Source organism: Flavobacterium sp. WC2509 (assembly GCF_052683105.1).
On the sequence record NZ_JBQZFG010000001.1, the window covers coordinates 4,072,449 to 4,092,117 of the forward strand.

Sequence of the window (19,669 nt, forward strand, 5' to 3'; positions counted from 1 at the left end):
GTTCAAAAATTAATGAATTAAATAGAATAAAAATTAAAACAAAATGAATAAATCAACGATTCAAAAAGTAACAGCAGCATCACTTTTGGTGGCGCTTGGAATTATTTACGGAGATATTGGAACCAGTCCGTTATATGTTATGAAAGCCATTATTGGGCAAAGAGAAATATCAAAATTACTGGTTTATGGAGGGATTTCGTGCATCTTTTGGACGCTTACTTTTCAAACGACTTTTAAATATGTGTTGATGACACTTTCGGCAGATAATCATGGAGAAGGTGGGGTGTTCTCGCTTTATGCATTAGTCAAACGATTTGGAAAAGGAAAATTAGTAATTCCAACTATTTTGGGGGCAACAACGCTTTTGGCAGATGGAATTATTACGCCTCCAATTTCTGTGGCTTCAGCAGTTGAGGGTTTGGGAGATGTAGTTCCAGGTATTCCAATTTTGCCAATTGTTATAGTAATCTTGTCTGGACTTTTCTTTTTTCAGCGCTTTGGTACTCAAAAAGTAGGCTTCTTTTTTGGGCCAGCGATGGTGGTTTGGTTTTCAATGCTTTTTGTATTGGGATTTGTCCAAATTTTGGAACATCCGGCAATTTTGACAGCATTAAATCCTTTGTATGCTTATGAATTATTAGTCGAATATCCTCATGGATTTTGGCTGTTAGGCGCTGTTTTTCTTTGTACCACAGGAGCCGAAGCTTTGTATTCGGACTTGGGGCATTGTGGAAAAAGTAATATTAGAATCACTTGGATTTTTGTAAAAATTGCATTGGTCGTAAATTATTTAGGGCAAGCTTCTTGGTTAATGAATCAAAGTCATCCTTTCCTTGAAGGTAGAAATCCTTTTTACACCATTATGCCTCATTGGTTTTTATTTTCGGGTGTTGTCATTTCGACTTTTGCGGCGATTATTGCTTCTCAGGCATTGATAAGTGGTTCATTTACTTTGATTAATGAAGCGGTTTCCCTTAATTTTTGGCCTCGAGTAACTATGAAAAACCCAACCAATTTGAAAGGGCAAATTTATATTCCATCGGTGAATACTATTTTATGGGTGGGCTGTATCTTGATGGTTTTGTATTTCAGGACTTCTTCAAATATGGAAGCTGCTTATGGATTTTCGATTACCATTGCTATGCTGATGACTACAGTACTCTTAAATTATTATTTGATTTATATCAAAAAACTAAACAGAATTCTTATTGGTGTAATCATAACTGTTTTTGTGGTTATTGAAATTGCATTTTTCATTGCCAATATTGTAAAAATCAAAGAGCGTTGGATGTTTTTGTTTTTTGAGCTATTTATATTTATGACAATGTACGTTTGGTACTTTTCTCGAAAAATTAATAATCGATTTGTAAAATTTACCAATTTGACCGAATACACAGAAAAGTTTCAGGAATTGAGCAATGATGATACAATTCCGAAGTACTCTACTCATTTAATTTATTTGTCAAAAGCGGACAGAAATTATGAAATTGAAGACAAAATATTGAAATCTATTTTTTCTAAAAAGCCAAAAAGAGCCGACGTGTATTGGTTTTTCCATATCAACAGAGTCAATTCTCCTTTTGATTTGAATTATGAAGTTATTGAATTACTAGATGATAAAGTAATTAAGATTGTCTTGAATATTGGTTTTAGAATTCAGCCAAAAGTTGAGTTGTATTTTAAACGAATAGTTCAAAATCTTGTTGACAATAAAGAACTGAATCTGCATATTCGTTCCGATGGTTCAACAAAATACAATTCTGAACCCGATTTTAAATTTGTGATTATTGAAAAGTTTTTATCGGTTGAAAATGAGTTTTCAGTAAGAGACGGACTTTTGTTGAACTCTTATTATATGTTGAAAAACATGTCTTTGTCTGATACGCGTGCCTTTGGGTTAGATAAAAGCGATGTTGTTATTGAAGAAATCCCTACGGTCTATCATCCTATTACTAAATTAGAATTGGAGAGAAAGATGGTTAATTAGATAATTTGTCAATTAGAAAATGAGATAATTAGTCGATTGAACTAGTAGAAAATTGAATTTTAGAAATGCAGGGGACAAATTTTCAAATTAAAAAGTCACCAATTGTCTAGCTAGTCAATTACCACATTAATGAATTATCTCATTTTCTAATTGACTAATTATTTCATTGAGTTAACAATCCGCCATATTCACAGCAATTGCCAGACCTCCTTCGGAGGTTTCTTTGTATTTTGAGTTCATGTCTTTAGCTGTTTGCCACATGGTGTCGATTACTTTATCGAGTGATACTTTTGCATTTTTGGCATCGGTTTCCAGGGCGAGTTCGGCGGCGTTAATGGCTTTTATGGCTCCCATAGTATTTCTTTCGATACACGGAATTTGTACCAAACCACCAATAGGGTCACAGGTTAGTCCCAAGTGATGTTCCATGGCGATTTCGGCAGCCATTAATACTTGGTCAGGAGTTCCACCCATCAATTCGCATAAGGCAGCAGCAGCCATAGCGCTCGAAACGCCTATTTCGGCTTGGCATCCTCCCATTGCGGCAGAGATGGTTGATCCTTTCTTGAAAATACTGCCTATTTCACCAGCAACCATTAGAAATTGTTTGATTTCTTTTTCTCCAGCTTGATGGTTTTCGATAACCAAATAATACATTAAAACGGCTGGGATTACTCCTGAACTACCATTGGTTGGAGCAGTTACAACTCGACCTAAAGCAGCATTTACTTCGTTTACTGCCAATGCAAAACAGCTAACCCATTTTAGAATTTGTCTAAATTTAACTTCAGTTTTTCTAATTTCTTCTAGCCATTCTTGCGGATTAGAATAATTGGATAAACCAATCAGATTTTGATGCATGTCAAAAGCGCGTCTTCGTACATGCAAACCACCGGGAAGAATCCCTTCGGAATGACAGCCAATATACATGCATTCCAACATGGTATTCCAAATGCGCATTAACTCATGATGAATTTCTGCCTCGGGACGCATGGATTTTTCGTTATCGTAAACGATTTCCGAGATTGATTTATTTTCTTTTGTGCAATACGCCAAAAGTTCGTTGGCTTTATTAATTGGAAAAGGAAAAGCACATTTTATGGCTATTTTGTTTTGAGCATTTTCCCGTTCTTCTTTGACTACAAATCCTCCTCCTATGGAGTAAAAAGTGGAACAGTATTCTGTTCCATCATTGAAGTAGGCCGTAAAAGTTAATCCATTGGCATGAAAAGGAAGGAAGTTTTTATTGAAAACAATGTCTTGGAGAATATAAAAAGGAATATGGATTTGGTTCCCCAAATGGATTTCATTTTTAGCTTCAATCGATTTGATGATTCCGTCAATATTTTGAATTGGGATATATTCAGGATCTTGGCCGCTTAGTCCAAGCATAATGGCTAAATCGGTTGCATGTCCTTTTCCAGTTAAGGAAAGTGAACCGTATAAATCGACTTTTACTCGGTTTATGGTATTGATGTCATATTCACTTCTCAATTCGTTTAAGAAACGTTCAGCTGCACGCCATGGTCCAAGGGTATGCGAACTCGATGGTCCGACACCAATTTTTAACATATCAAAAACGGAGATGCATTCTTCCATAAAATTCTATTTTTATATTTAACAAAGATAATTATTAATTTATGAGATATTAATTATTTTTATTTGAATAAATGGTAATATGATAATTTTAGGTGTAAAATAAGTTGGTGTTTTAGTGTATTGATAATGCGAAGGCGTTTTAATGTTGTCTTTTTTATATTTTTAATAAAAGAAAATAATAGTGTATTGGTAAAGTGTTATACTGATATTTTTTAATTCGAATAATGTAAAGTGCTGTTATTCATTTCAAATTTTGAGTTTAAAAAATAATTCAGCTATAAACTCATAGTTTTTACTGATTTTATTGACTTTAAAAGATTTAAATCATACATTTGTCGCTACATTCAAAAATTCCGGAAAACATGTTTGAATTTCAACAGTATTTAGGCTTTTTACTTTTCTTAACCATCCTAACAATGGGATTTTGGTTAATGTTCTTTTTAGTTGGTTTCGTATCTTACTGGGTAAGTGGAGCAACTTGGGAAATGTTTAAAGAAAAGAGAGCAAAACAAAAAGAGGAACAAGCTTAGTCTTATTTCTACTTTAAAATAAAAAAGGATTCGTAATTACGAATCCTTTTTTTATTATATCATGTTGAAGATTATCCAGGGAAATCTCCGCCACCATCTCCACCACCTTCATTTTTAGGTTGTGCGTTCTTTTCTCTTTCGTTTTTAGCTTTGTTGAAACGATAGGTAAACGATAAATTGAATTGACGTTTACGGAACTGCATTTCACCATACGATATTTGATTGTCAAGATAAGTGTAAGATCTCATAATTCTCGTATTGAAAATATCACTGATATTAAATGCTAGTGTTGCTTTGTCTTTTAGTAAATCTTTACTGAAAGCAGTGTTCATACTAAACTGATCTAGGTTCTTCCCTTGAGCTGTTTTTTGTTCACCATTGTAGGTTGCATTCAATTGCCAGTCGATTTTGTATGGCAATGTTAGTTTTGAATTAACTCTTGCGAACCAAGTTGTTGCTTGGTTGTCAAGATTTTGCACTACAAGCTTACCTGTTGTGTCAGTGTAGCTGTGTTCTCCAGTTGTTTTTACATTATAGAAATTGAAATTACTGTTTATTCTCCATATTTTGAATGGGGTGTAGTTTAAAGTAAACTCAAAACCATATTTTTGTTCTTTTCCTAAGTTAATTGGTTGACTTTTAATTACAGGAATACTACCTTCAATTACCTCACCAGGCATAGGAGTTACTACCTCACCATCAGGAGTTACAACGTTACCATTAGGAGATCTCACAAAGCTGAAAACATCTTTTGTGTTTTCAAAATAAGCAGATGTACTAAAGGTTACCTTGTCCCAACGCTTGATATATCCAAAATCAAATTTATCTGTCAAAGAAGGATCTAGGTCTGGATTTCCTTGAAAAATATTAACGTTGCTTGAATAGTTTACAGCTGGATTCATAAAACGACCTCTTGGTCTTGTTAAACGTTTGCTGTAACTTGTGGTAATATTACTTTGATCTGAAACTTCATAACTAATAAAAGCACTTGGAAACAGGTTGTTATACTTTTTAGTATTGAAATCGTTTGTATCTAATAAGTTCACATGAATGTTAGTATCCTCCCAACGTAAGCCGAATAAATAGGAAAATTTATTTGCTTTGAAACCATATTGAGTATAAAGTGCGTTGATGTTTTCTTTATATTCTAATGTGTTTGATAAATTTTCATCTTTTGCTCCAGTATTATCAGTTACATAATATTCGCTATTTAAATCACCAAAACTACCTTTATATCCAGCTTCAAACTGACTTCCTTCTCCTAGTGGAAGAACATAATCAGCTTGTATTTGTGCTTGTTTTTGAACTTGATTATTTAAGGTGTTGTTAAAGTTATCAGAACCCGTAATAATACTTTGGCTATCATCCGTATTTCTTGAAATAGAACCATCAACTGTAAGTTTATGCCCTTTGTCATTGAAATTTTTAATCAAATTAGATGTATATGAAACATTTTCACTCCCTGTATCTCCTGTGTTCAAACGATAAGATGTTTTTGTAAAAATATGAGAGGCATCATAATTGTTATAGTTGATTAAATCATTAGTGTCCCCTGTATATTTTTCATAATTGATAGCATTTGTCCAATAGGTATTTGGAGCGACAGTCCACTCAAGGCCAGCTCTTCCGTTAAAACCGTCATTGGTTCTCTCGGTATCACGTGTTTCATCTAAATAGTTTTTAACAGAACCATCGTTATTGAAATATTGTGAATTGGTTTTACCGCCACCTTTATTTGTTCTGTGATTGTAACCCGCAGTAGTGAAGTAGTTTAATTTTTCGGTTTTATAATTCACATTCGCACTTAAACCATAAGTCTCAGGAATACCTGTAGAAGCTATAAAAGTTCCATTTAAACCTTGGTTTTTACCTTTTTTAAGAATGATATTGATTATTCCAGAACCACCTTCGGCATCATATCTTGCAGATGGATTGGTAATAACTTCAACTTTATCAATGGCATCAGCAGGAAGTTGTCTTAATGCTTCAGCAATATTTACTGCATAAGATGGTCTTCCATCAATTAAAATTCGGATGTTATCGCTTCCTCTTAAACTTACATTTCCTTCAGTATCAACAGAAACTGAAGGGACATTGTCAAGAACATCACTTACAGTTCCGCCTTTTACCATCATATCCTGACCAACGTTGTATACTTTTTTATCAAGTTTAATCTCTACTGATGATTTTTCGGTACGTACAACTACTTCGTTTAATTGCGAAGCATCGTCTTCGAGTGCAATTGTTGCTAATGTAGTTTTTTCGGTTATGCTTTTACCTTTGATTTCGACGTTTTTAAACGAAATAAATTCGACAGTAATATCGTAAACTCCAGGAATAACATCGGCTTCATATTCACCTTTATTATTGGTGATCCCTCCAGAAATTGCTTTTGGATTTTTTTGATTTTTTAATGTGATTGTAGCATATTCTAAAGGCTGGTTAGTCTTTTTGTCTACAATTTTTCCAGTCACTTTGATTTTGCTAAATGTAGGAGGGCCTTGTTGAGCAAAATTAGATAGTCCTATAAATAGAAATAATAGAACTAGGGTAAGATTGATTTTTTTCATCAGTAATTATAGTAAGATTTTTGAATAAGACAGAGAAATGCGAAAATAGTTTAAATCAGCCGTTCTTAAACTTATGTTAATGTTTAAAGAAAAGGGGAGACCAGGTCTAAATCTCTTCCAATAATGGCTTCGTTATCTTTGACAACAATAGGTCTTTCGATAAGAATTGGATTTTCGACCATTGCTTGAATAACTTGATTATCTGTTAGTGTCTTACCTTTATAATTCTCTATCCAAATTTTTTCTTTTTGTCGAATCAATTCAATTGGAGTGAATTTTAGTTTTTTTAATATTGATGTTAACTCATCAGCTGTTGGAGGAGTATTGAGATAATTAATGATTTCGAACTCCTTATTTGATTCTTGTAGTACTAGCAGACAATTTCTTGATTTTCCGCAACGTTGGTTATGGTAAATTTGTATCATTTTTGGATAAGATTCGGATCTAATTAAGAATAAAAAGACCTATTTTAGTTTCGACAAAAATAAGGTTTGAAATGCCATTTGAAGTATATTTATAAAAAAAAAATAATAGATGTTTATAGAACAAGCAATAAATGAAAATAATAAGTTTTGGAAGTATCTTTTTGGATTGCTAATTATTTTTGGAGCTTCATTTTTGGGACAGCTGCCTATGTTAGCTATGATTTTATTTCAAACTACTTTTAAAGGAAAAACGTATCCTACAACAGATACAGAATTATTACACTTTTTTGAACCCAATTTAAATCTATTTCTTTTGCTTATTTCTTATGTAGTAGCTTTAGGTGGTATTTATTTTGTGGTTCGTTTTTTGCATCATCAAACTTTAAAATCTATTATTACTGCCAGAAAGAAAATGGATTGGAACAGAGTATTGTTTTCTTTTTCATTATGGGCAATATTTACTATTGTATCGACATTAATTACTTATTATTTAAATCCATCCGATTTCAAAATTAATTTTCAGCCCATCCCTTTTTTAATATTATTCATAATAGGTACTTTATTAATCCCAATACAAACAAGTGTTGAAGAATTGATTTTTAGAGGATATCTAATGCAAGGTTTTGCTAATTTGTTTAAGAATAAATGGTTACCATTATTGCTTACGTCAAGTATTTTTGGATTATTGCATTTGTCCAACCCAGAAGTTTCCAAGCTTGGAAATATTATTATGGTATATTATATCGGAACAGGATTACTATTAGGAATAATGACATTAATGGATGACGGAATGGAATTAGCTTTAGGATTTCATGCTGCTAATAATTTAATTGGGGCTTTGTTGGTCACATCTGACTGGTCTGCTTTTCAAACGTATTCCATTTTTAGTGATATATCAGAACCTGAGGCTGGGATAGATATTATCTTCCCAGTTATAGTAATTTATCCCATACTTTTAGTTATATTTGGGTATAAATACAAGTGGTCAGGGTGGATCAAAAAAATGACTGAAAGGGTTTGATTTATAAACTAACAGATAAATAACAATATAATTATGAGTTCATTAACATACAAAAATGTACATCACCAATTTAAAATAAATGGTTATCATTTGACAAGAGAAGATCTATGTAGAATCGCGTATAGCTTTATAAAAGAAGGTGCGGATTTTGAACAATCTGTTGGAGATTTTATATTGGATTGGTTTGATGATAAACCCTATGTTGATATGTATACTTCTGGTACTACTGGAGAACCAAAGGCTATCAGGATTGAAAAAGAAGCTATGGTACAATCAGCAATTGCGACGGGTGATTTTTTTGGATTAGAACCAGGAAATAGAGTGTTGCATTGTTTACCGGCTAGATTTGTCGCAGGTAAAATGATGTTTATACGTGCTTTTGTTTTAGGTTTGGATATGGATTTTGTCGCTCCAAATTCTCATCCTTTAGAATATAATGATGAAAAATATGATTTTGCTGCAATGGTGCCACTTCAGGCAAAAAGCTCTATTAGCAAATTAAAGAATATTAAAAAGCTAATTATTGGAGGTGTTAAAGTGCATAAGTCGTTGGAGCAGGAATTGCTTAAATTACCAATTGAAATTTATGAGACTTATGGTATGACAGAGACAATCACTCATATAGCAGCTAAGAAAATTGGGCAAGAAGCCTTCACAACGTTGCCAAACGTAACGGTTTCTGTAAATGAGGATCAATGTTTGGAGATTGTAGCTAAGAATATTAGAGATGAAAAAATTGTTACAAATGATATCGTAAAAATAATTTCAGATAAACAATTTGTTTGGCTAGGTCGTTTTGATAACATAATAAATAGTGGAGGGATTAAAATTTTGCCTGAGCAAGTAGAGAGTAAGCTGTCTACATTGATCCCAAGGCGTTATTTTATCGGTGGAGAGCAAGATGAAATTTTGGGCGAAAAAGTGATTCTTTATGTTGAAGGCGACAAAATGAATATCGACAGTTCTATTTTTGATAGTTTGGATAAATATGAAAAACCAAAAGAGGTTGTTTTTATTCCTAAGTTCAAAGAGACGGCTACAGGAAAGTTTATGAGGGAAGAAAGTAAAAAATTAGCTGTTTAATAGAAAATTTAAGTTGAATAAAAAAGAGAGAGGATAAAATAATATTCTCTCTCTTTTTTTTTTAGATTTTGGTATAAATCATTTTTCCATTTTAAAATAATAATCTGCGGAATTCTTTCCACTGCCATAAATTGCAAAAAAGATACATATTCCGAGTGTTACAACTGCTAGTAATAAATTTTGTTGATGCATGTGTCCCATAAAATTAATAATAATGGCACAGATTAAAATGGGTAATTGTGCTATAATAGCCCAACGGGTTAATAATCCAAAGAAAATTAAAATGCCTCCAATCATATGAGCTGGAGCTATGTAATGAACCAAAAACATACCACCTCCGAATTTGTCGAATTTATCGATAGGTGATAATAAATCAACTAAATATTGTACGTTAGAAACAAAATAAACACCTTTCATAAATAAAAAAACTCCAAGTGCCATTCTGAGTAAATCTACTGGTAAATAAGTGTGTGAATTGGCCCACTTATTTAAGCTTTTTACATTGTTCATATCTCTTCGTGTTTAAATTAATACACTAAGGTACTAATAATTAGTGATATGTGAAAAAAAATAGGGCTTAAATTGGTTATTGTATTTTTTTAATGCTTTGTTTTTAATAATATGTTTTTTCTGTTTTGAAGATGTTTAACCGTAAGGTAAATAAAGGATTACGCCAAGTTCGCAAAAACTTAGCGAACTTGGCGTTTTATAAATAGTTGTAATATTATTCTTTGCGCTTCTTGCGGTCAAAAAAATAATTTAATTTGTGTTTTAAACTTGAATTACTCCCAAATTAAATTGTTTTTCGATAGGAGCGTGGTTGGCAGCTTCGATTCCCATAGATATCCAAGTTCTGGTTTCTAGGGGGTCGATAATAGCGTCTGTCCATAAACGAGCTGCTGCATAATAAGGAGAAACTTGTTCGTCGTAACGCGCTTTAATTTTAGAAAATAGTTCAGCTTCCTTCGCTTCGTCTATAGCTTCTCCTTTGCTTTTTAATGAAGATGCTTCAATTTGAGCTAGTACTTTTGCCGCTTGTGTTCCGCCCATTACAGCTAATTCGGCACTTGGCCAGGCAAATATTAATCGAGGGTCAAATGCTTTACCACACATAGCATAATTTCCAGCACCATAAGAATTTCCAACAATAACAGTAAATTTAGGTACTACCGAATTAGAAACCGCATTCACCATTTTGGCACCATCTTTTATAATTCCGCCATGTTCAGATTTTGAACCAACCATAAACCCGGTTACGTCTTGTACAAATACTAAAGGAATTTTCTTTTGATTGCAATTGGCAATAAAACGAGTTGCTTTATCCGCAGAATCAGAATAAATAACACCACCAAATTGCATTTCTCCTTTGGCTGTTTTAACAACTTTTCTTTGGTTGGCAACTATTCCCACAGCCCAACCGTCAATTCGGGCATAACCCGTAATTAGAGATTGTCCGTACCCATCTTTGTAAGCTTCAAATTCCGAATTATCAACTAATCGATTGATGATTTCCATCATGTCGTATTGTTCGTTTCTTGCTTGTGGCAAAATACCGTAGATTTCTTTTTCGTCCAAAGCTGGTTTTTCTGCTTTAATGCGGTTGTATCCCGCTTTATCAAAATCCCCAATTTTATCGACTATATTTTTTATTTTATCTAAAGCATCTTTATCGTCTTTGGCTTTATAATCTGTTACACCCGAAATCTCGCAATGTGTTGTTGCTCCGCCTAAAGTTTCATTATCGATAGTTTCTCCAATAGCAGCTTTAACTAAATAACTTCCTGCTAAAAAAATACTTCCTGTTTTGTCTACAATTAAAGCTTCATCACTCATAATTGGAAGATAAGCACCTCCGGCAACACAACTACCCATGACGGCAGCTATTTGAGTAATTCCCATGCTGCTCATTATCGCATTGTTTCTAAAAATGCGCCCAAAATGTTCTTTGTCAGGGAAAATTTCATCTTGCAAAGGCAAATAAACTCCAGCACTATCAACCAAATAGATAATTGGCAAACGATTTTCAATAGCGATTTCCTGAGCTCTTAGGTTTTTCTTAGCTGTAATCGGAAACCAAGCTCCCGCTTTTACAGTAGCATCATTGGCAACAACAATACATTGTTTTCCTTTAATATATCCTATTTTTACGATTACCCCTCCTGATGGACAGCCACCGTGTTCTACGTACATTTTTTTACCAACAAAAGCTCCAATTTCAATAGATTTTGCATTTTCGTCTAATAAATAATCAATGCGTTCCCGTGCGGTCATTTTTCCTTCCGCATGCAATTTTTCGATTCGTTTTTCGCCTCCTCCAAGTTTGACTTTAGCAAATTTTTGTCTGAGTTCAGACAGTAAAAGTTTATTGTGGTCTTCGTTTTTATTGAAGTTTAAATCCATAGGTGTAAAGTGTAATGTATGTAATGATCGCTAATTTACGAAAACGAGTGAAAACATTCGATTTGTATTCTTGATTTTAGATTTTTAGCAATTTAATCTACTTTCAGATTATATAAAAATAAAAACCTCGCAATTTTATAAATAACGAGGTTTTGTTATAATTTTTAATTTTAATTCAAAATTGAAACTATCATTGCTATTGAAAACTTTAATTATACATTTTCATATAATATTCATCTACCATTCTGGCGGAATCAAAAAAGGGAACAATTTGTTTCATACTGGTTTCAACTAAATCCCACCATCTTTCTGAATCGTCATAGTATAAAGGAAGTATTTCTTCATCAAGCATTCGGTATAAATTATCCAAGTCCATTTGATCTTGTTGATAGATTGGTAAATTGTGATCTACTATCGGTAATACAAAAGAATTTTTAGTTTTATTTAAATCTTTGAATTCACGAACCCATCCATCATTGGTGGAAAAATTAATTGCGCCATTCATTGCGGCTGTCATTCCTGAGGTTCCAGAAGCTTCTCTGGTTACTCTAGGATTGTTTAACCAAATATCAGCGCCTTTTTTTAACTGATGAGATAATTTTAATTCATGACCAATAAGCACCGCCATGTTTTTAAAATCTTTACTGATTTGCAAAAGAGTATCAAAATTATGAATGGCTCCGTAATCAGTTGGATATGGTTTTCCAGCAAATATAATTTGGATTGGTTTTTTGCTGTCCGTCATTAAGCTTTTGAATTTTTCATAATCCCGAGTAATTAAATCTGGTCTTTTGTAACCAGCAAATCGTCTTGCCCAAACGATCGTTAGTACATTTGGATCAAATATTTTTCCAGTTTGATCGGCAACAACTTCAAAAAGTCTGGTTTTTAATCTCTTTTTACGACTAATTAATTCTTCTCTATCTTTACTTGAATGTGCATCATCTAGCCAGGGGTCTGCCCAGTATTTTTTATTTTGGGCATTGGTAATGTGAGTTATAGGGCAAATACCTGTGGCATTTTTCCACATGTCTCGGGAAACTTCCCCATGCAGTTTTGAAACACCATTTGCTTTGTGACTTAATCGTAAAGCAACAAGGGAATGGTTGAAAGTGTTGTCTTGGATTCCAGTTATTTCTCGGACCTTTTCTAATGGAATGCCATCAAAAAAGCTTAGTTTTTCTAATAAATAAATATCATGTTTTTCATTTCCAGCTTCTTCAGGAGTATGAGTAGTAAAAACCATTTTTTCTCTTACTTTTTCAACGCTTTTGTATTTGTTGTATAAATGAAAAATTGAAGAAACGGCATGAGCTTCATTTAAATGATAAATATCTGGTTCGTAGTCTAAAGCATCTAGTAATTTGGCACCACCTAATCCCAATACCATAGTTTGTGCAATTTTGGCACTTGGATCAGAATCGTATAATCTAAAAGTAGTTGATTTGGCCAGATAATCGTTTTCGGGTACATCGGTCGAAAGGAAAAACATTGGAACTGTTCCAAAAATTTCTGGTTTCAAAAAATAAGCTTTAATCCAAACATCATGATTATCAATTTTTATTGTAAACTTGATGTTGGTGTCTTCCAGAAAACTATAATTTTTTTCTCTAAAAAGAGTTCCCATAGAAAGGTCTTCGTTTAAGAATTGGTCATAATATCCTTTTTTCCATAAGATTCCGATTCCGATTAAATTTTGTTTCAAATCATAAGCAGAGCGCATGTGTGATCCAGCTAAAAAGCCTAATCCTCCAGAATAAATTTTAAGACATTGATCAATAGCAAATTCCATTGAGAAATAGACAGCCGATTTTTGGTATTTTTTATTAAAAGTATAAGGATGTTTGTATTGTTCAGGCAAATTCTTACTCATCTTTTGTTATTTAGAAGGTTGTTGTATCAAATTTAGAGAAAAAAGTTTCTGAAATGGAGTTTTAAGCTGTTATAATTATGTTGATAAAGCGTTATTTAATAGTTTTTCTACTCTTTATACTTGTTGTAAAACATTAAGGTGTTTTTTAAATTTAAAATGATAATTATATAAATATCAAGTGTAAAGCTGTAATTTTTTCCGATTGCAAGAAAGATATATTTGTTGATGAAAATCAAATTATAGATATATGAAAGTAGTAATAAAATTATCTTTCTTTTTGCTGTTATTGTCTTTTACGGTAAATGCTCAGATTCAGGCTTTGAATGATAATAAAACTAAACCCAAAAATCTGTCTCAGCGCTGGGAATTAGATAGTACTGCTGTAAGAAGTACTTTTTTGTTAACGCCTTACAAGCCTATTTATATTTTACTAGGTAAGTATTCTAGCAATCCCAACGATCAGCCTCATTCCGAGAATAATAGCCCTGAGTATATAGTTCCAGAAGGTTTACCGTATGATAATATTGAACTTAAATTTCAATTGAGTTTTAAGACTAAAGTAATACAGAGTTTTTTGTGGAATAGTGCTGATTTATGGGTTGCTTATACTCAAAAATCATTTTGGCAAGTCTATAATCAGGATCTTTCACGTCCTTTTAGAGAAATAAATTATGAACCTGAGGTTATTTTGAATTTCCCAGTAAAATTTAAAGTTTTGGGTTTTAATACCCGAATGGTTGGAATAGCATTTAATCATCAATCGAATGGGAAAAGCGATCCTTTTTCAAGAAGTTTGAATAGATTTATTCTTCATGCAGGTTTAGAACGTAAAAACTGGACTGTTTATTTGAGATCATGGTACGGTTTGTCAGATAACGGCGAGGATAATCCAGATATATCCGATTATACTGGACGCGCTGATTTGAATGTTATTTATGCAAAAAATGGACATGTCGTTTCCTTTATTGGAGGTTATAATATGAATTTTAATGCTTCACCCAGAGGTAATGCTGAACTTTCTTGGTCATATCCAATTAAAAATAATCTAAAAGCTTATTTGCAAGTTTCTCATGGTTATGGAGAATCTTTGATAGATTATAATCATTTACAAACAACAGTTGGAGTTGGAATTTCTTTAATTGAATGGCTGTAATATTTAAATAAAAAACCCGACAGTTTTTTAACTTGTCGGGTTGATTTTAATTTGTAAAAGAATGTAGTTTATTCTTCTTCGCGTTGTCCCATCATCATCAAATATGCTTTTAGGAAGCCATCAATGTTTCCGTTCATTACGCTGTCTACGTCGCTGGTTTCTTGTCCTGTTCGAACGTCTTTGACTAGTTTATAAGGTTGCATTACGTAATTGCGTATTTGCGATCCCCATTCTATTTTCATTTTTCCAGCTTCAATATCAGAACGTTGCTCTTGTTGTTTTTTAAGCTCAATTTCATATAATTGAGAACGTAACATTTGCATGGCACGATTTCTATTGTCGTGTTGTGAACGCGTTTCTGAACATTGTATCTGGATACCTGTTGGCTTGTGAGTCAATTGTACTTTGGTTTCTACCTTATTTACGTTTTGACCTCCAGCACCACTGGAACGCGAAGTGATGATTTCGATATCAGCAGGATTGATATCAATTTCAATTGTATCATCAACTAATGGGTAAACATAAACAGAAGCAAATGAGGTGTGTCGTTTGGCATTGCTATCAAAAGGAGAGATTCGAACCAATCGATGTACTCCGTTTTCACCTTTCAGATAACCAAAAGCAAAATCACCTTCAATCTCTAATGTTACCGTTTTTATACCTGCTGCTTCACCTTCCTGATAATTCAGTTCCCGTAATTTGTATCCCGATTTCTCAGCCCACATCATATACATTCGCATCAGCATAGAAGCCCAATCGCAACTTTCGGTGCCACCAGCTCCAGCAGTAATTTGAAGCACTGCACTCAAAGAATCACCTTCTTCTGAAAGCATATTTTTGAATTCTATAGCTTCAATATGTGCTTGAGTTGAATCGTATTGATGATCTAGTTCTTCGGGAGTTAACTCTCCTTCTTTGTAAAATTCATAGGCAAGTTGCAACTCGTCTGTCATGTCAATAGCTTTGTTGTAATCTTCAATCCATTTCTTTTTACCTCTAAGATTTTTCACAATAATTTCGGCTTCTTTGGCGTTGTTCCAAAAGTCGGGAGCAAAAGTCTTTTCTTCTTCGTTGGCTATTTCGATAAGTTTGGCATCGACGTCAAAGATACCTCCTCAACGCACCAAGGCGCTCCACAATACCTTTAATTTGTTCGGTAGTTGTCATAAATTTATAGTAATTTTGTATCGAAAATTATTAGGTTAGCCGTTTTTTAGCCCTGATAAAAGTGAAAATCCTTTTCTATTTTTTCTTTAAAAATAGAAAAGATTACTTCACTTAGTATCTATTTACATCGGAGTTCAGTGAACTTCGTTTGTAACGGATAGCAGGAATAGCTCCCAATAATTTTACAATTTTTGAGTTTACAAAAATAGGATATAGTTTTTAGATTATGGAAATAAATTTGATTAGCGATACAATTACCAAGCCATCGGTTGAAATGTTGCAATACATGTTTAATGCCCAAGTAGGGGATGACGTGTACAAACAAGACCCAACGGTTATTGCTCTTGAGGCGAGATTGGCAGGGATGTTTGGTATGGAAGCGGGGCTTTTTTTTCCATCGGGGACTATGGCAAATCAAACGGCGATTAAATTGCATACCCAACCTGGTGAACAATTAATTGCTGACAAATATGCACATGTGTATCATTATGAAGGAGGTGGAGTTTCGTTTAACAGCGGTGTTTCCTGTTGTTTGCTGGATGGAGATCGAGGAATGATTACTGCAGAGCAAGTGGCAGGAGCTATTAATGATCCTGAGTTTTATCACAGTCCGCTTACGAGTTTGGTTTGTATAGAAAATACAACAAATAAAGGAGGCGGTGCTTGTTATGATTTGAATGAATTAAAGAAAATAAAAGCAGTTTGCGTTGCTAATAATTTGAAGTTTCACTTAGACGGAGCCCGAATTTGGAATGCTGTGGTTGCCAAAAAGCAACATCCAAGAGAATTTGGAGCTTTGTTTGATACGATTTCGGTGTGTTTGTCTAAAGGTTTGGGAGCACCAATTGGTTCTGTTCTTTTGGGGAATAAAGCAACAATTCATAGGGCTTTACGAATTCGAAAAATATTAGGCGGAGCAATGCGTCAAGTGGGATATTTAGCTGCGGCAGGAAATTTTGCTTTGGATAATAATATTGCGAAATTGGTAGATGATCATAGAAGAGCCAGAGAAATTGCCGAAGTATTACTAAGATTGCCTTGGGTTGGAAAAATCGAACCAGTAGAAACTAATATTTTGATTTTTTCGGTTCGAGAAGGGTTAAGTGAAAAACTGCTTATCGAAAAACTGAAAGAGAAAAATATTTTGATTAGTTCTCTAGGGCATGGGAAACTTAGAATTGTTACGCATCTTGATTACAAAGAAGTAATGCATACGTATGTTTTAGAGACGTTAAAGAAGGTTGTTCTTTAAAAGGTTTCAAGTTTTAAGTTTCAAGTTTCAGTGTGGAACTTGAAACTTGAAACTTTTTTAAACTTGAAACAAAAATATTTATTTAAACATATCTTCCATCCCTGGAATCATTGGCATGTCCATTTTGGTAACGGCATCCAATTCAGTTTGATTTACGTTTGATGCTTTTTCAATCGCTTTATTCAAAACTAAAATCAAATAATCTTCTAGTTGTTCTTTGTCTTCCAATAATGAATCATCAATAGTGATTGATTTAATTTTGGTATTGGCAGTCAAAGTAACTTTTAATAAATTATCACTACTTTGTTCGTCAATTAGTACGGTGTCTAAACGTTTTTTCGTATCTTCAATTTTTTGTTGGGTTTCTCTAAGTTTACCCATCATTCCCATTAAATCCATTTTGGTGATTTTTAAATTATTGAAAAGCAAAATTACGAATTTTGCTTTTTAGTTATGTTAAATAAGTTAAAAAACCGGTTCGTTTTAGAATCACTTTGCTTTATTTTTGCGTTTTTAAATACTAAATCTACTCGAAAAACAATGCCTGAAAACAATACAGCTCCAGTCGCTAAAGTAATTCCGAAGAAATTAAAGAAATTTAATGAGGTTAGAGTTGATAATTATTTTTGGTTAAACAATCGTGAGAATCCAGAAGTTATTGATTATTTGAATCAAGAAAATGCCTACTATCAAGAAAAAACAGCTCATACTAAAGATTTTCAAGCGGCTCTTTTCGAAGAAATGAAAAGCAGAATAAAGGAAGATGATGAATCAGTTCCTTATTTGTACCAAGGCTACTATTATATCACTCGTTTTGAAAAAGGTCAAGATTATCCTATTTATTCTAGAAAAAAAGGAAGCCTTTCGGCAAAAGAAGAAATTCTATTCGATTGTAACAGAATGGCAATGGATAAGCCTTACTTTCAATTGGGAGCTTTGAGTGTTAGTCCAGATAATAAAATGGCTCTTTTTAGCTATGATATTGTAGGGAGGCGCATTTATACTATTCAAATAAAAAATCTCGAAACCAATGAAATTCTAGAAGACATAATAGAAAATGTTACCGGAAGCGCAGTTTGGGCTAATGATAATAAAACTATTTTTTATTCAGATCAAGATGATGTGACTTTGCGTTCGGATAAAATTTTTAAACATAAATTAGGTTCAAAACAAACAGATGATGTTTTGATTTATTTTGAAAAAGACGATACGTTTGATGTAGAAATTGCAAAATCGAAGTCTCAAAAATATTTAGCTATAGAATCGGGAAGTACTTTGACAACAGAATATCAAATTCTTGACGCTGATACTCCAGATGGTGAATTTAAAGTTTTTCAGAAAAGGGTTAGAGGATTAGAATATAGCATTAGTCATTATGAAGATAGTTTTTACATTTTGACGAATAAAGATAAAGCAGAGAATTTTAAATTAATGAAAACGTCTGTAAATGCTACTTCAAAAGCCAATTGGAAAGAAGTAATTGCGCATAGAAGTGATGTCCTTTTAGAAGATATTGAGATTTTTAAGAATTTTTTGGTTTTGGAAGAGCGTGAAAATGGCTTGAATAAAATTCGAATTATGCCTTGGAATGGAGAAGGGGAGTATTATCTTCCTTTTGAAAGTGAAACGTATACGGCTTATACGGCTTCCAATGTTGATTTTGATACTGATGTGTTGCGTTATGGATATCAGTCTATGACGACACCAAAATCGGTTATTGATTTCAATATGGTGACTAAAACTAAAGTAATCTTAAAAGAGCAAGAAGTTCTTGGAGGGAAGTTTAATAAAGATAATTATACAGAAGAAAGAGTTTGGGCAACGGCATCAGATGGTGTTAAAATTCCAATTTCGATAGTTTATAAGAAAGGATTAAAGAAAGATGGTAATAATCCGTTGCTTCAGTATGCTTATGGTTCTTATGGACATTCTATGGATGCTAGTTTTTCTTCAACTGTTTTAACGCTTTTGGATAGAGGTTTTGCATTTGCAATTGCTCATATTCGTGGAGGAGAAGATTTAGGAAGGCAATGGTATGAAGACGGAAAGTTATTGAAAAAGAAAAATACATTTACCGATTTTATAGATTGTTCTAAATTTTTAATCTCCGAAAAGTATACTTCTCCACAACATTTATATGCCGAAGGTGGTTCTGCTGGAGGTTTATTAATGGGAGTTATTGTTAATGACGCGCCTGAATTATACAATGGAGTTATTGCTCAAGTGCCATTTGTGGATGTTATAACTACGATGTTGGATGATACTATTCCGCTAACGACAGGAGAATATGATGAATGGGGTAATCCTAATGTTCGAAAATATTATGATTACATGTTGTCTTATTCGCCTTATGATAATGTAACTTTCCAAAAATACCCAAATATGTATGTATCTACAGGTTTGCATGATTCTCAGGTACAATACTGGGAACCAGCTAAATGGGTTGCAAAATTACGGACGCTAAAAACGGATGAAAATCTTCTTTTTTTAGATACAAATATGGATGCAGGACACGGAGGAGCTTCAGGTCGCTTTGAAGCACTTAAAGAATTAGCCAAAGAGTACAGTTTTTTATTAGATTTAGAGAAAATTAAAAACTAATTAAATTT

15 protein-coding genes are annotated in these 19,669 nt (G+C 33.2%); 7 read left to right on the top strand and 8 right to left on the bottom strand.

The features are described from left to right. Window positions 1-43 precede the first annotated feature (43 nt). Complete coding sequence (locus tag ACUN3A_RS16845; protein ID WP_445552447.1) at window positions 44-1,987, top strand: KUP/HAK/KT family potassium transporter; 1,944 nt, start codon at window positions 44-46, stop codon at window positions 1,985-1,987. 171 nt (window positions 1,988-2,158) lie between these two features. On the opposite strand, the gene ACUN3A_RS16850 is transcribed toward ACUN3A_RS16845, so the two are convergent. Continuing rightward, window positions 2,159-3,586: an L-serine ammonia-lyase gene (locus tag ACUN3A_RS16850; protein ID WP_445552448.1), complete on the bottom strand. Its 1,428-nt coding sequence runs from the start codon at window positions 3,584-3,586 to the stop codon at window positions 2,159-2,161. Between the two features lie 362 nt (window positions 3,587-3,948). Here ACUN3A_RS16850 and ACUN3A_RS16855 point away from each other — a divergent pair, with 362 nt between their 5' ends. Then, the gene (locus tag ACUN3A_RS16855) at window positions 3,949-4,116 is read left to right on the top strand and encodes a hypothetical protein (RefSeq protein WP_445552449.1); all 168 of its coding nucleotides are present in this window, start codon (window positions 3,949-3,951) and stop codon (window positions 4,114-4,116) included. Window positions 4,117-4,187: 71 nt separating this feature from the next. Here ACUN3A_RS16855 and ACUN3A_RS16860 read toward each other — a convergent pair whose 3' ends face one another. Both ACUN3A_RS16860 and ACUN3A_RS16865 read right to left on the bottom strand, forming a co-directional pair. Next, complete coding sequence (locus tag ACUN3A_RS16860) at window positions 4,188-6,686, bottom strand: TonB-dependent receptor domain-containing protein (protein ID WP_445552450.1); 2,499 nt, start codon at window positions 6,684-6,686, stop codon at window positions 4,188-4,190. Window positions 6,687-6,769: 83 nt separating this feature from the next. After that, on the bottom strand, window positions 6,770-7,111 hold the full coding sequence (locus tag ACUN3A_RS16865) for an arsenate reductase family protein (protein WP_445552451.1): 342 nt from the start codon (window positions 7,109-7,111) through the stop codon (window positions 6,770-6,772). A 109-nt stretch (window positions 7,112-7,220) separates the two neighbouring features. On the opposite strand from ACUN3A_RS16865, the gene ACUN3A_RS16870 reads away from it, so the two are divergent. Together ACUN3A_RS16870 and ACUN3A_RS16875 are read left to right on the top strand one after the other, a co-directional pair. Beyond that, window positions 7,221-8,132, top strand: a complete 912-nt coding sequence (locus tag ACUN3A_RS16870; RefSeq protein WP_445552452.1) for a lysostaphin resistance A-like protein — start codon at window positions 7,221-7,223, stop codon at window positions 8,130-8,132. A 33-nt stretch (window positions 8,133-8,165) separates the two neighbouring features. After that, the gene (locus ACUN3A_RS16875) at window positions 8,166-9,215 is read left to right on the top strand and encodes an AMP-binding protein (RefSeq protein ID WP_445552453.1); all 1,050 of its coding nucleotides are present in this window, start codon (window positions 8,166-8,168) and stop codon (window positions 9,213-9,215) included. A 78-nt stretch (window positions 9,216-9,293) separates the two neighbouring features. Here ACUN3A_RS16875 and ACUN3A_RS16880 read toward each other — a convergent pair whose 3' ends face one another. The 3 genes from ACUN3A_RS16880 to glgP form a co-directional block, all read right to left on the bottom strand. Beyond that, window positions 9,294-9,725, bottom strand: a complete 432-nt coding sequence (locus ACUN3A_RS16880) for a DoxX family protein (RefSeq protein WP_445552454.1) — start codon at window positions 9,723-9,725, stop codon at window positions 9,294-9,296. 261 nt (window positions 9,726-9,986) lie between these two features. Continuing rightward, window positions 9,987-11,615, bottom strand: a complete 1,629-nt coding sequence (locus ACUN3A_RS16885) for an acyl-CoA carboxylase subunit beta (protein ID WP_445552455.1) — start codon at window positions 11,613-11,615, stop codon at window positions 9,987-9,989. A gap of 208 nt (window positions 11,616-11,823) precedes the next feature. Further along, complete coding sequence (glgP, locus tag ACUN3A_RS16890; RefSeq protein WP_445552456.1) at window positions 11,824-13,488, bottom strand: alpha-glucan family phosphorylase; 1,665 nt, start codon at window positions 13,486-13,488, stop codon at window positions 11,824-11,826. 247 nt (window positions 13,489-13,735) lie between these two features. Here glgP and ACUN3A_RS16895 point away from each other — a divergent pair, with 247 nt between their 5' ends. Beyond that, window positions 13,736-14,641, top strand: coding sequence for a phospholipase A (locus ACUN3A_RS16895; RefSeq protein ID WP_445552457.1), 906 nt, complete (start codon window positions 13,736-13,738; stop codon window positions 14,639-14,641). A gap of 68 nt (window positions 14,642-14,709) precedes the next feature. Here the strand turns inward: ACUN3A_RS16895 and prfB are convergent. After that, window positions 14,710-15,808, bottom strand: a protein-coding gene (gene prfB, locus ACUN3A_RS16900; protein WP_445552458.1) for a peptide chain release factor 2 whose coding sequence is annotated in 2 segments (ribosomal slippage) — window positions 14,710-15,744 and window positions 15,746-15,808 — 1,098 coding nt in all. Because the reading frame shifts where the segments join, the coding sequence is not laid out codon by codon here. A gap of 226 nt (window positions 15,809-16,034) precedes the next feature. On the opposite strand from prfB, the gene ACUN3A_RS16905 reads away from it, so the two are divergent. Continuing rightward, window positions 16,035-17,060, top strand: coding sequence for a threonine aldolase family protein (locus ACUN3A_RS16905; protein ID WP_445552459.1), 1,026 nt, complete (start codon window positions 16,035-16,037; stop codon window positions 17,058-17,060). Window positions 17,061-17,138: 78 nt separating this feature from the next. On the opposite strand, the gene ACUN3A_RS16910 is transcribed toward ACUN3A_RS16905, so the two are convergent. Continuing rightward, window positions 17,139-17,459, bottom strand: a complete 321-nt coding sequence (locus ACUN3A_RS16910; RefSeq protein WP_445552460.1) for a YbaB/EbfC family nucleoid-associated protein — start codon at window positions 17,457-17,459, stop codon at window positions 17,139-17,141. Window positions 17,460-17,600: 141 nt separating this feature from the next. On the opposite strand from ACUN3A_RS16910, the gene ACUN3A_RS16915 reads away from it, so the two are divergent. Continuing rightward, window positions 17,601-19,661 (top strand): S9 family peptidase, encoded by a 2,061-nt coding sequence (locus ACUN3A_RS16915; protein WP_445552461.1) that lies wholly within the window; start codon window positions 17,601-17,603, stop codon window positions 19,659-19,661. The last annotated feature ends 8 nt before the right edge of the window (window positions 19,662-19,669 follow it).

Bases quoted from the DNA above. Each gene is read 5' to 3' on its own strand.
- ACUN3A_RS16845 (WP_445552447.1), top strand. From the start codon at position 44: ATGAATAAATCAACGATTCAAAAAGTAACAGCAGCATCACTTTTGGTG.
- ACUN3A_RS16850 (WP_445552448.1), bottom strand. From the start codon at position 3,586: ATGGAAGAATGCATCTCCGTTTTTGATATGTTAAAAATTGGTGTCGGA.
- ACUN3A_RS16855 (WP_445552449.1), top strand. From the start codon at position 3,949: ATGTTTGAATTTCAACAGTATTTAGGCTTTTTACTTTTCTTAACCATC.
- ACUN3A_RS16860 (WP_445552450.1), bottom strand. From the start codon at position 6,686: ATGAAAAAAATCAATCTTACCCTAGTTCTATTATTTCTATTTATAGGA.
- ACUN3A_RS16865 (WP_445552451.1), bottom strand. From the start codon at position 7,111: ATGATACAAATTTACCATAACCAACGTTGCGGAAAATCAAGAAATTGT.
- ACUN3A_RS16870 (WP_445552452.1), top strand. From the start codon at position 7,221: ATGTTTATAGAACAAGCAATAAATGAAAATAATAAGTTTTGGAAGTAT.
- ACUN3A_RS16875 (WP_445552453.1), top strand. From the start codon at position 8,166: ATGAGTTCATTAACATACAAAAATGTACATCACCAATTTAAAATAAAT.
- ACUN3A_RS16880 (WP_445552454.1), bottom strand. From the start codon at position 9,725: ATGAACAATGTAAAAAGCTTAAATAAGTGGGCCAATTCACACACTTAT.
- ACUN3A_RS16885 (WP_445552455.1), bottom strand. From the start codon at position 11,615: ATGGATTTAAACTTCAATAAAAACGAAGACCACAATAAACTTTTACTG.
- glgP (WP_445552456.1), bottom strand. From the start codon at position 13,488: ATGAGTAAGAATTTGCCTGAACAATACAAACATCCTTATACTTTTAAT.
- ACUN3A_RS16895 (WP_445552457.1), top strand. From the start codon at position 13,736: ATGAAAGTAGTAATAAAATTATCTTTCTTTTTGCTGTTATTGTCTTTT.
- ACUN3A_RS16905 (WP_445552459.1), top strand. From the start codon at position 16,035: ATGGAAATAAATTTGATTAGCGATACAATTACCAAGCCATCGGTTGAA.
- ACUN3A_RS16910 (WP_445552460.1), bottom strand. From the start codon at position 17,459: ATGGATTTAATGGGAATGATGGGTAAACTTAGAGAAACCCAACAAAAA.
- ACUN3A_RS16915 (WP_445552461.1), top strand. From the start codon at position 17,601: ATGCCTGAAAACAATACAGCTCCAGTCGCTAAAGTAATTCCGAAGAAA.